The sequence below is a fragment of the Allobosea sp. NPDC003192 genome (assembly GCF_050275675.1).
Taxonomy (GTDB): domain Bacteria; phylum Pseudomonadota; class Alphaproteobacteria; order Rhizobiales; family Beijerinckiaceae; genus Allobosea.
Genome location: NZ_JBNNPK010000024.1, coordinates 36,767 through 49,274, shown reverse-complemented (window position 1 = coordinate 49,274; position 12,508 = coordinate 36,767). Strand labels below are relative to the sequence as shown.

The 12,508-nt window shown below is 68.7% G+C and carries 7 protein-coding genes; 2 read left to right on the top strand and 5 right to left on the bottom strand.

The window, feature by feature from the left end:
* Window positions 1–78: 78 nt before the first annotated feature.
* Complete coding sequence (locus ACQKLX_RS25665; RefSeq protein ID WP_427364392.1) at window positions 79–6,453, top strand: apolipoprotein A-IV repeat region-like domain-containing protein; 6,375 nt, start codon at window positions 79–81, stop codon at window positions 6,451–6,453.
* Between the two features lie 105 nt (window positions 6,454–6,558).
* Here the strand turns inward: ACQKLX_RS25665 and ACQKLX_RS25660 are convergent, their stop codons facing one another.
* The 5 genes from ACQKLX_RS25660 to ACQKLX_RS25640 form a co-directional block, all read right to left on the bottom strand.
* Window positions 6,559–7,152, bottom strand: a complete 594-nt coding sequence (locus tag ACQKLX_RS25660; protein WP_427364391.1) for an ABC-type transport auxiliary lipoprotein family protein — start codon at window positions 7,150–7,152, stop codon at window positions 6,559–6,561.
* 12 nt (window positions 7,153–7,164) lie between these two features.
* On the bottom strand, window positions 7,165–8,298 hold the full coding sequence (locus ACQKLX_RS25655) for an MlaD family protein (protein WP_427364390.1): 1,134 nt from the start codon (window positions 8,296–8,298) through the stop codon (window positions 7,165–7,167).
* A 12-nt stretch (window positions 8,299–8,310) separates the two neighbouring features.
* Window positions 8,311–9,024: an ABC transporter ATP-binding protein gene (locus ACQKLX_RS25650; RefSeq protein ID WP_427364440.1), complete on the bottom strand. Its 714-nt coding sequence runs from the start codon at window positions 9,022–9,024 to the stop codon at window positions 8,311–8,313.
* Between the two features lie 128 nt (window positions 9,025–9,152).
* Entirely contained in the window at window positions 9,153–10,298 is a 1,146-nt protein-coding gene (locus ACQKLX_RS25645; RefSeq protein ID WP_427364389.1) for an MlaE family lipid ABC transporter permease subunit, read from the bottom strand.
* Between the two features lie 22 nt (window positions 10,299–10,320).
* Window positions 10,321–11,508 carry an MFS transporter gene (locus tag ACQKLX_RS25640; RefSeq protein ID WP_427364388.1) on the bottom strand — a complete coding sequence of 396 codons (1,188 nt, stop codon included), beginning with the start codon at window positions 11,506–11,508 and terminating at the stop codon, window positions 10,321–10,323.
* Between the two features lie 102 nt (window positions 11,509–11,610).
* On the opposite strand from ACQKLX_RS25640, the gene ACQKLX_RS25635 reads away from it, so the two are divergent.
* Entirely contained in the window at window positions 11,611–12,501 is an 891-nt protein-coding gene (locus ACQKLX_RS25635; protein ID WP_427364387.1) for a hypothetical protein, read from the top strand.
* The last annotated feature ends 7 nt before the right edge of the window (window positions 12,502–12,508 follow it).

The window sequence follows — 12,508 nt, the reverse complement described above, 5'->3', positions numbered from 1 at the left end:
ATCCGGCTGGAGGCTGCCGGTTCCCGCTCTGCGGCGGACAGCGCCGCCCGTCGCAAGTGGCGTAGCGAGGCGGTATTCATGACCCGGCAGAACAAGCTCCAGGATCCGACCGAAGCGGCAATGTCGGCGATCGAGGAGGCGCTGAGGCTCGACCCGGCGAAGGGCGAGGGACCTGGTCCGGTAGAACCACGACTGCCCTCGACAGGGGAAAACGAACTCAAGATCGAGCTGCCGCGCGTCGAAAGCGCTCCGATCACACCGGCCAGCACCGAGGCCGCCCCCGAGGCGCTGCCGGCTCCTGCCCGCCCCGCCATCGCACCGGACACCAGCCGCGTCGCCAATGACGACCGCCGCGATTCCTCCTCGCTCGTCCAGGCTTTCGCCGCCCGCCCGTCGGGCCGGCCCTACTGGCTCGCTGTCCTCGCCACCCTGGTCTGGGCCGGTGGTGTCGGCTTCACCCTGGTCAGCCGCTACGGCTCCTTCGCCGAGGGTCTTCCGGCCGGCATGGCCGCCTGGGGCCCCGGGCAATGGGCGCTGCTGGCGCTCGGCGCCGGCACGCCGGTGGTGTTCTTCTTCGTGCTCGCGGCGCTCTATCGCCGGACGCAGGAGATGCGGCTGGTCTCGCGCGCGATGACCGAGGTCGCGCTGCGCCTGGCCGAGCCGGAGGTCGTCGCGACGGATTCCGTGCTGTCGCTCAGCCAGACCATCCGCCGCGAGGTTGCCGCCATGGGCGACGGCATCGAGCGCGCGGTCGCTCGCGCCGGCGAGCTCGAGACCATCGTGCGCGGCGAGATCGCGACGCTGGAACGTGCCTATGCCGACAACGAGATCCGGCTACGCTCGCTCATCGACGAGCTGGTGACCCAGCGCGAATCCGTCGTCGGCAATGCCGAGCGCGTGAAGTTCGCGATCTCAGGCGCGCATGAAAGCATCACCAAGGACCTGGAGACCGCCAGCCGCTCGATCTCCGAGGCGGTGGCTGAGGCCGGCGAGCGCGTCACCTCGCGCCTGACCGACAAGGGCGACCAGATCACGCTCGCGCTCGGCCATGCCGGCGAGCGCATGGTCGACGAGATCAGCGGCCGCGGCAATGATCTGGTCGAGCGCCTGCAAACGACCTCGCACGACGTCAGCGAGCGAATGACGAGCGCCAGCCAGTCTGTGACCGCCGTACTCGACAACCGCGCCCAGGAGATCGCAAGCTCACTGGAACGCACCGGCGCCGTCCTCACCGAGGGCCTGACCGCCGGCGCTCGCGACGTCACCCGCGCGATCAGCGAGACCGGCGCGCAGGTCGTCGAGTCGCTCGCGACCCGCGCCGAGACCGTCAACGAGACGTTGCGCTCGACCGGCGACAATCTCGCCCAGGAGATCACCCAGCGCGGCGCCACCGTCGCCGAGCGCTTCGAGCAGAGCGGCCGCACCCTGGTCGACCTGTTCGACACGCAGAGCAGCAGCCTGACCCAGCGCCTGACCGAGACCGGCGAGAGCCTGCGCACCTCGATCAGCAGCGAGGGCGAAAGCGTCACCACCCGCCTCGCCGAGGTCGGCCGCGGCGTGCACATGCTGCTCGGCAAGCAGAACGAGCTCGTCGTCAACCGCATCCAGGAAGCCGGCAACACCGTCCAGGGCCTGATCGCCAGCCAGGGCGAGACCCTGGTCGAGAAGCTCTCCGGCACGGTCCAGACCGTCGACGAGCTGCTGCGCGAGAAGACCGATTCGATCACCCTGCGCTTCGACGAAGCCGGCAAGGGCCTGCACAACCTGATCGGCGAGCGCGGCGAGGAACTGACCGCGCGCATCTCCGCCGTCGGCGCGACCGTGCACAGCCTGTTCTCGGAGGAGGCGAGCAGCCTCGTCACCCGCCTCTCAGACCTCGGCCACGAGGTGCGCAGCACGATCGGCGAGCAGGGCGACCATCTGGTCGGCCGCCTGTCCGAGACCGGCCAGCGCCTGCAGGAGGCGATCAGCGAGCGCGGCGACGGGCTGGTGCTGCGCATGGCCGAGATCGGCCAGGGCGTCGAGCATGCGATCGGCGAGCGCGCCGACAGCATCGTCAACCGCGTGGCCGATGCCGGCCGCAGCGTCGAGGCGATCATCGCCGAGCGCGGCGACGGCCTCGTCTCGCGCCTGTCCGAGACTACCTATCAGATCGAGCAGACCCTGGGCGGCCGGGCCGACGGCATCGTCGCCCGCATCGCCGATGCCAGCCGCGGCATCGAGAGCGTGATCGGCGAGCGCGGCGACGGGCTGGTCGCCAAGCTGTCCGAGACCACCGAAGAGATCCACCGCACGCTCGGCGACCGCGCCGAGGGCATCGTCGCCCGCGTCGCCCATGCCGGCCGCGACGTCGAATCGGCGATCGGCGAACGCGGCGACGGGCTGATCGCCCGGCTGTCCGAGGTCGCGCGCGAAGTCCACGCCACCATCGGCGAGCGCGGCGACAGCCTGGTCGCCCGCCTGTCGGATGTCGGCACCGAAGTCCACACCGCCATCGGCGAGCGCGGCGACAGCTTGGTGTCGCGCCTGTCCCATGTCGGCAGCGAGGTCCAGGGCGCGATCGGCAGCCAGCGCGAGACGCTGGTGGCCCAGCTCACCGATGCCGGCGCCAGCGTGCGCAACCTGCTCATCGCCGAAGGCGAGGCGCTCAGCGGCCGCGTCATCGCGACCGGCCAGGACATGCAGGAGCTGCTCTCCGGCCAGAGCCAGGCGCTGGTCACCCGCGTCGCCGATGTCGGCCGCTCGGTCCATGGCCTGCTGGCGGAGCGCGGCAATGCGCTGATCGACCGGCTGGCGGAAGCGAGCGGGACCGCCCATCAGCGGCTCGACGAGACCGGCGAGGCCCTCGCCGCCAAGATCCTGGCCGCGAGCGAGACGGCCAAATCGGTCATCGACGACCAGCACACCGGCTTCATCGCTCGCCTCGGCCAGGCCGGGGACGAGGTCGGCGCCCTGCTCGGTAGCCAGCGCGATGCAGTCATCGCCGGCCTCACCGCGACCGGTCGCGAGGTTCATGGCCTCATCGGCGAGCAGAGCCAGGCTCTGGCCACCCGCCTCGACGATGCGACCAAGGCCCTGTCCGACGCCATCAATGTCGACGGCCGTGAGATCGCCGACCGTGTCTCGGAAGCTGCGAACGCCTTGCGCGGCACCTTCACCACCGAGGCCGAACGCGCCAGCAGCCTGCTCGCCGCGACCGGCAAGGACGTGGTGGTCGCCCTTACCCAGCAGGGGGGCCGCGTCAACCAGGCGCTGGCCGCCAATGCCGAGTCGCTGCTGCGCTCGGTCGACGCCCGCTCGCAGGCGCTCAACGAGTCGCTGGCCAGCAAGCACGATGCGCTGACCCGTCTCTTCGACGTCCAGGGCCGCGAGATCGAGACGTCGATCGGCGCCCGCCTCGGCGCCTTCGAGGAGATCATCGTCACCCGCGGTGGCACACTCGCCGCCAAGCTCGGCAACGACGCCCGCTCCTTCACCGATTCGGTGACGCTGCGCCTCGGCCAGGTCGAGAAGCTGCTCGGCGAGGAGGGCCAGGCGCTGGCCGAGCGCATCGGCGAGCGCTCGCAGCACGCCGCCGAGACCATGATGGCGCGCACGCAGGAAGCGGCCGCCGCCATGGAGACGCAGATCAAGACCTTCGAGGACCGTTCCAGCGCCAAGAGCGCCGAGATCGCGACCTCGCTCGACGGGCTCATCGCCCGCATCGACGGTAATCTTGGTGCGCGCGCCAGCGCACTCAACGAGGCGCTGGTCGAGCGTACCGTCGATATCGCCCGGGTCATGGCCGAAGGTGGACGCGAGGTCACACGCGCCCTCACCGCCAAGGCCGACGAGATCGGCGAGATCGTCACCAGCAAGAGCGAGGCGCTGACGCAGACGCTTGCCGAGAAGGCCGACAGCATCAACGCGACCCTGGGCGGGCGCGCCCTGCAGATCGCCGACACGCTCGACCAGAGCGTGGCGCGCTTCGAAGAGCGCGTCGTCAACCGGCTCGACACGGTCTCTGGCACACTCGACTCTCGCGGCACGCAGATCGCGCAGACCCTGCAGGGCACCTCGGAAGCGATCGCGAGCGCGCTCGACGCTCGTACCGCCGAGCTGCGGACCCTGTTCGAGGACAAGGGCACCGGCCTGATCGGCCTGCTCGACCAGAGCGGCAACCAGATCGTGCTGACGCTGCAGGAGAAGTCGGACGGGATCGCCGCCGCCCTCTCCGAGCGGGCCGAGGAACTGCGGACCCTGTTCGACGAACGCGGCGGCGGCGTCCTCAATGCGCTCGACCAGCGCGGCAGCCAGATCGCCCAGACGCTGCAGCAGCGCTCGGACGGCATCGCCTCCGCCCTCTCCGAACGGGCCGAGGAACTGCGCGTGCTCTTCGACGAGCGCGGCGGCGGCCTCCTGAACGCGCTCGGCCAGCGCGGCAGCCAGATCGCCCAGATCCTGCAGGAGCGGTCTGACGGCATCGCCGGCGCCCTCTCGCAGCGCGCCGAGGAATTGCGCGCTTTGTTCGACGAGCGCGGCGGCGACATCCTCAACACGCTCGACCAGCAGAGCCGGCAGTTCGGCCGGACGCTGGCGGAACAGTCCGAGGGGATGAGTTCGGCGCTGACGACGCGCACGGAGGAGCTGCGGGCGCTGTTCGACGAACGCGGCAATGGCGTGGTCGATGCGATCGGCCGCAAGGGCGCGACCCTCGCCAACCAGTTCGCCAGCATCGGCGAAGCGCTGGTCAACAACATCGAGAGCCGCGGCAACAGCATGGTCGCCGGCCTGCACGAGCGCAGCACCGAGATCAGCCAGGCGCTCGACCTCGCCTCGGGCGCGCTGCGCGAGACGATCGAGAGCGGCACCAACCAGTCGGTCGAGGCGCTGCTCAAGACCAACGAGCAGCTACGCAGCGAGCTCGGCAGCATGCTGGGCCGCCTCGGCGAGGCCAACAAGCTGATGCAGCAGATCGTCACCGGCGCGAACAAGAACCTCGCCGCGGTCGAAGGCAGCCTGTCGGGCCGCGTCGAGGAGTTGCAGAGCGTCCTCTCGACGGTCGTCCAGGAGACCAACCGGACCTCCGAGCAGGTCGCGAGCCAGATCGCGACGCTGAAGGGCTATTCGGAAGGCACGCTGCGCGACACCGCTGCGCTCATCTCGCGGATCGACGCGCAGGGCTCGTCGATGACCGAGACCTCGCAGGCCAATGCTTCGGCGCTCAACGCCGTCGCACAGCGGCTGGAGCAGGTCGAGGCCCGCGTCGGCAACGTGCTGGCCGACCGCAAGGAATCGCTGGAGCATCTGCACGGGCTGATCGCCACCCGCACCGACGATATCGAGCAGATCACCCGCTCGTTCTCGTCGCTGCTCGACGAATCGCTCAGCAATGCCGAGACGCGCACCCGCCAGCTCAGCACCGTGCTCAGCGACGCCGCCGAATCGACCAGCAGCGCCATCGCCCAGCAGTTCGACTCGATCCGCGCCGCCAGCGGCCGCGAACGCGAGGCGACGGCGCAGGCACTGCGCGCTGCCTATGAGGAGGTGGTGAACGAGATTTCGGGCGAGCTCTCCAAGGTCACGGAGCGCTTCCAGAGCGCCGCCGAGGACATGCGCTCGATGTCGGCCGAGATCCACCGCGAGCTCGAGACGACCCGGACCGAGCTCAAGAAGGGCGTGCTCGAACTGCCGCGCGAAACGCAGGAATCGACCGCCGCGATGCGCCGCGTCGTCGCTGACCAGATCAAGGCGCTCAACGAGCTGACCGAGATCGTCTCGCGCTCGGGCCGCAGCAGCGACGTCGCGCGCCCGAACGGCGAGCGGCGGACGGCAACGAGCTATCAGCAGCCGACTCCGGTCGTCAGCGCCTCCTCATCTGTCGCCGTGCAGAGCGCACCGGTGCTGACCGAGCCGTTGCGCGCCTCGATCGATCCGACGCCAGAGCCGGTGCAGGCGCGCCCTGCCCCTGCTCCCGAGCCGGTGCGGGCCGAGATGGTCCAGCGCGCCGAGCCGGCACGCCGCCCTGCCGCCGAGCAGCCCGCCCCGGCCAAGTCGGGCTGGCTCTCGGACCTGCTCAGCCGCGCCTCGCGCGACGACCGGGCACCCGAGGCCTCCAAGCCGACGGCGCACAGCATCGAGAAGCTCGATTCGCTCTCGGTCGACATTGCCCGGATGATCGACCATGACGCGGCCGTCGAACTCTGGGAGCGCTACAAGCGCGGTGAGCGCAACGTCTTCACCCGCCGGCTCTACACGTTGCAGGGCCAGCAGACCTTTGACGAGATCCGGCGCAAATATCGCCGCGACACCGAGTTCAAGGATACGGTCGACCGCTATATCGAAGAGTTCGAGCGCCTGCTCGGCGAAGCGGCCAAGGACGACCGCGACTCGATGGTGGCGAAAACCTACCTGACGTCGGAGACCGGCAAGGTCTACACCATGCTGGCCCATGCCAGCGGGCGGTTCGAGTAAGCGCCGGCCAAGCCCGATACGAAAAGGCCGCCCTCTGGGCGGCCTTTTCTTTTGGCGCGGTTACATGTGATTACCCGCGACGCATCACCGCCCGGGCTCGTTCCGTCAGCGCGCCCAGCGGGCGATCTGGATCAGCACTTGCGACAGGGCCTGGTCGAGGGCTTGCGCCGCCCCTGCCCCATCGGCACCAGCGGGCACACGGGCCGAGAACAGCTTGGCGCGCTGGACCTTGCCGCTGCGGTCGCCGATCAGCTTGGCGGTGATCTCGACCACGGCCTGGCCGCTGGCGGCTTCGATGTTGAAGGCGCGGATGTCGGTGTTGAGCTGGAAATCGGGCACGATGCGTTCGCCCGGCCGGCCGACGGCAGCGATGCGGCTGCCGTTCTCGAAGGTCTGGATCAGGCGGGTCTGCACCAGATTGGGCACCCGGTCAGCCCATTGCGCCCCGCCGAGGAAGGAGAGCGCGCCGGTCGAATCCTTGACGATCAGCCGGTCGGAGTCGAGCGCCTGCACCGCCGTCGGCTGCGCCACGATCAGCACGCCACCGCCACCGCCGATGCGGCCGAAATCGCGCGGCGCCGAGAGGTCATAGGTGGTCGGCGCCGATCCGCCGCCGCAGCCGGCCAGCAGCAACGAGCCTGCCACAGCCAGGGACAGGGCGCGCAGACGACCACGAAGCAGCGAAGGCAGAATCGGCATGGTCATAACGGGCTAGCGCGATCCGCTGTATTGGGGAAGCGGCGGACGGCCGCCGAAGATGAACTGCTGGGGATTGCGCTCGACATTGCGCAGAACGCGGTTGAGATCCCCGAGCGTGCGCTTGCCGTCGGAAGCGAGCGTTTCGAGATCGCGCAGGCCCGGGCCGGTGAAGCGGCTGATGCCGGCCGTGATCTCGGCCGTGCGCTTGTCGAGATTGTCGGCAAGTACCCGAATCGACTTCGCGGCGCTGGCGACCTCGGCGAAGGCGCCCTGCCCGTCCTGCGTGTTCAGGAAGGACTGCGCCGCCTTGAGCACGCCCTCGACCTGGTCGGCGGCGCGATTGAGCTTGTCGGTGATCGAGGCGACGTCGCTGACCGCCTTGGAGACATCGTTGCTCGAGCCACCCAACGCCGCGGTGAATTTGTCGACATTGTCGATGATGCCGGTGATCTTGGCGCGATCGACCGAGCGAACCACCCCGGTCAATTCCTCGCTGAGCGTGCCGAGCTTCTGCGAGAGCGGCGCAATCGTATCGGCGATCTGGCCGAAGCTCGTCATCAGCTTGTCGATGTTACCGGAATTGTCGCCGAGGGCCTGCGAGAACTTCTCGACATTGCGGACCGTGTTGGTGATCGAACCGGAATTGGTCTTGATCAGCCCGTCGAGATTGCCGAGCACTTCGTCAGCCTTCTTGGCGACGTTGCGGACCGATTCGATGATGTCCTGCAATTCGGAGCGCTCGGCGATGATGGTCGGCAACGGCTCGCCGGGCTTCGCCTGCAGCACGGCAGCGTCCGGCTCGCCGCCGATCAGTTGCAGCGCGACGACGCCGGCCAGCCCTTGCGCCTCGATACGAGCGCGGGTGTCGACCCGCAGCGGCGTCGTGTTGTCGACCTCGATCACGCCGAAGATGCGGCGCGGGTCATCCGGCTGCAGGCCGATCTGCTTGACCTCGCCGACGCGCAGGCCGTTGAAGAGCACGCTGGAACCGCGTCCCAGGCCGGTCACCGTGCCGGTGAAGATCACGCGGACATCCTGCTTGCGGCCGCCGCCGCCGCTGCCGAACCAGTAGACGAAGCCGAACATCGCCGCGATCACGGCGAGGGTGAAGAGACCGACCAGGGCGTAGTTCGCACGGGATTCCATCGCGGGCGTCCGTCACGTCCTCGTTTGATCGGGCATGCGGGCGCGGGCGCGCTCGCCGCCGAAATACGCTTTGAGCCAGGGATGATCGGAAGCCAGCATGGTGGCGAGCGGACCGACCGCGATGACACGCTTGTCCGCCAAGGCGGCAATCCTGTCGCAAGCTACGTATAGACTATCGAGATCATGGGTTACCATGAACACCGTCAGGCCCAAAGTCTGCTTGAGCGTCATGATCAGTTCGTCGAACTCGGCGGCGCCGATCGGGTCGAGGCCCGAGGTTGGCTCGTCGAGAAAGACGATCTCAGGATCGAGCGCCAGCGCCCGGGCGAGCGCGGCACGCTTGATCATGCCCCCGGAGAGCTCCGAGGGAACCTTGTCGGCCGCATCGGGCTTCAAGCCCACCATCTCGACCTTGAGCATGGCGAGTTCTTCCAGCAGACGCGGCGAAAGCTGGAGGTATTCCCGCATCGGTACCTGGATGTTCTGCTTGACGGTCAGCGCCGAGAACAGCGCGCCCTGCTGGAACATCACGCCGAAACGGCGCTCGAGCCGGCGCCGGCCGCGCGGATCGAGCTTGTCGACGTTCTCGCCGAAGACCTCGATCGTGCCGCGCTGCTTGCGCACGAGGCCGAGGATGGTGCGGGTCAGCACCGATTTGCCCTGACCGGATCCTCCGACGAAGCCGAGAATTTCACCACGCATCACATCGAGATCGAGTCCGTCCATGATCACCTTGTCGCCAAAGGCGACCTTGAGATCGCGAACGCGGATCACCGCCTCGGGTTCCCCGCCACCCGACGCCTGGGGTCCGCGCGGACCGGTCTGTGAGGGCCTGTCGAGCACCGGAAGTTCCCTCACATCCGGATCGAGGCGAAGAACATGGCGAACAGCCCGTCGACCACGATCACCATGAAGATCGCCTTCACCACCGACGCCGTCACCTGATGGCCGAGTGATTCGGCCGAGCCCTTGACCGCCAGCCCCTCGATCGAGGCGATCAGGCCGATGACGAACGCCATGAACGGGGCCTTGATGAGGCCGACGGCAAAATGCTGCCAGGTGATCACCGACTTCAGGCGGTCGAGATAGGTGTCGAGGCCGATTCCGCCATAGAGCCAGCTCACCAGGCCGGCACCGACGAGCCCTGACATGGCCGAGATGAAGGTCAGGATCGGCAGCGCGATGATCAGCGCCAGGATGCGCGGCACCACCAGCACCTCGATCGGATCGAGCCCCATCACGCGGAGCGCGTCGATCTCCTCGCGCATCTTCATCGAGCCGATTTCGGCGGTGAAGGCAGAGCCCGAGCGACCCGCCACCATGATCGAGGTCAGCAGCACCGAGAGCTCGCGCAGGACGAGGATGCCTGTCAGATTGACGACGAAGGCGGTCGCACCGAAGCGCTGGAGCTGGAAGATGCCCTGCTGCGCGACGATGCAGCCGACCAGGAACGAGATCAGGATGATGATCGGCGCGCCATTGAAGGCGATCAGCTCGATCTGATTGACCAGGGACGGTCCGCGGAAACGACGCGGTCCAAGCAAGGCGCCGACACAACCCGCCATCACCTCGCCGAGGAAGACGGCGCCGCCAGCGAGGTCGCGGCCGAAGCGGGTGACCCCCTGCCCGATGTCGACGAGGATCGTGACCAGCCCGATCGGGCGGACCGGCGGCTGGTAGTCGGTGACGTCGCGCTCGACCTCGCGCAGAAGCACGCCGTGCTCGGGACGGCGGCTCACCAGCTCGACCGAGGCCCCTTTCGCCTCGCCCGCCTGTTTGACCTGGTCGAGCAGATAGGCGCCGAGCGTGTCGAGGCGCTCGATCGCCGACAGGTCGAGCCGCGCCTGGCGCACATCGGCGACACGCTTCGACAATTCGCTGGTCAGGGCTTCGAGACGCGGCGCCCGCCCTACGCTCCAGCGCCCGGCCAGCGACACGACGAGGACGCCACCATCGTCGCGATAGACGGCCTGCGGCTCAACGTCGTCGACGACAGCCATGACGGCTCGCCTACTCCCCACATCAGATTCGGCCCCCATAGCCTGTATCGCCGCGGGCCCGGAGGATGGCAAGGGCCGCCAGGACGAGCCCGAGCAGTGCAACCGGCACCATGGCGAGGAACACGCCCGGGCCGAACAGGCGATAAAGATAACCGGAGAGGATCGTCGTCAGGCCCATAACCAGAGCACTCGCAGCGACGAGGCGTCCCTGCGCCGCCGCGCGGCGCGCCTCCGGGGCGAGCGCCGACACGGCCGCAAGTGTGCCCAGATGCATGCAGCCGAAGGTGACGCCGTGCAGGAGCTGAAGCAGGAAGGTGACGGCAAGGCCAGGATCGGCGCTCATCGCCCCGAAGCGCAGAGCCGCCGCAACCGCCGCGATCGCGATCCAGCGCAGGCCGACGAGACCTCGCGCGGCAATACTGCCCGCGAACAGGAAGACGGCGATCTCGGCGAGGACGGCGACGGCCCAGAGCCAGCCGACCGCCTCGCCGCTGAAGCCGATGCTGCGCCAATGCAGGGAGCTGAAGGCATAGACCGCCGCATGCGTGGCGTTGACGCAAGCCGCTGCACCGACCGCCAGCCAAAACGATAATCCGAAGCCGGCCACGGATGCGCCGCGCGGCGTGGCCGGCGAGAGCCCCAGCGGCGGCGACGGGGCCTGCAGCGCCGCGAGCGCCGCGAGCGAGCTGCTGCCGGCGAGCACCAAGGGAATCAGCCAGGCGCCGTGGCGCGCGATCAGATAGCCGCCAGCGAGGTTGGAGAGCACAAAGGTCACCGAGCCCCAGAGCCTGACACGGCCGTAGTCCTTCAACGCCCCGGCCTTGACCTGAGCCGTGGTCAGCACGTCGGCGAGTGGCACCACACCGGACAATGCGATGGCGCTGAGCGCCGTCAGCGCCGCAATCGGAACGAGCTGGGCCTGTGGTGCGAGGGCGAAATAGATCGCCGCCGCCAGCGCGTTCAGCAGGGCGAGCAGGATGTTGGGCCGCAGCCGGTCACCCAGCCCCGTCACCGATGATGCGACGAAGACGCGCACAAGGATCGGGATCGCCAGCACATAGCCGATCTCGACATCGCTCAGTCCCTTCGAGCCGAGCCAGACCGGAAAGAAGGGCAGATAGAAGCCGACGCCGAGAAAGTTCAGCGCGTGCATCACCGACAGGCGCACGGCGAGCAGGCGCGGCGGTTCGGTCCGGAGTGACGGAGACATGCCGATGGCAGCGATTTCTTAAAGAATCAGCAGCAATTTTGCCGATGGGCATCTTCGGCCGACGACATGCGATTCGGCCAGCCCAGGGAGAGCAGCCTGGCCATGAGCGACGCGCGTTCGCTATCTCCGCTGAGCGCGGCCGACTATGACGCGATTGCCGCCGCCGTGATGGAAACGGCGCGCGGCCGCTGGTTCCTGGCCGAATACGCCAGGCGCAACCGTCAGGCCGACACCGAGATGGTGCTGTCGGCGATCGCCCGCCTCGAGCGGCTCTGCACGGTCCCCGCAGCCATGCTGGACCAGGGCGCCGATCTCTCGGAAACAGCCCGTACCATCGCCGAACTGCGTGACGACCTCGATCGCGCCGGCGTCGGCGGCGCCTCCTCCCGTCTGTCCGCCCGCATCCAGGAGACCGCCGCCGGCATCCTCGATGCAGCCGAAGCCATCCAGGAGATCGCCTGGACCTTGCGCGAGGATGGTGCCCCCCCCGAGCTCTGCGACCGCCTCGACCGTCGCGCGACCGAAATCTACGGCGCGACCACGGTGATCGAAGCCGGCGCCAACCAGATCGAGAAGGTCGCCGACACCGTCGCCATGCTCGATGCGAGCCTGCGCGCCGGGGGTGACGGGACCGCGATGCCCGCGGTCGACACGCCGCTCCCGGCACCCGCGCCACCGGCCGAGCCCCTGTGGTCGATGTCCGCGAAGCCGATGACCGATCCCGGCGATATCGACGTGGTCGAGGACGAGACGCAGCGGCGCGCGCCTCTGAACGAGGCCGGACTGCGCCAGCAGACGACGCCCTATCGCCGGCGCAGCAGCACGCAGGTCGCCGAGGACGATATCGCCTTCGCCGAGGTCGGCGCGCCGGCCAAGGCGATCATGCTGCCGGAAACCGCGAGTTCGGCGCAGGTCGAGCTCAGCTATTCCGAGGCCGATCTGCGGGCGATCGCTTCGCTGCCGGTCGAGGACCGGCTGCACTTCTTCGGCTGAATTCTTC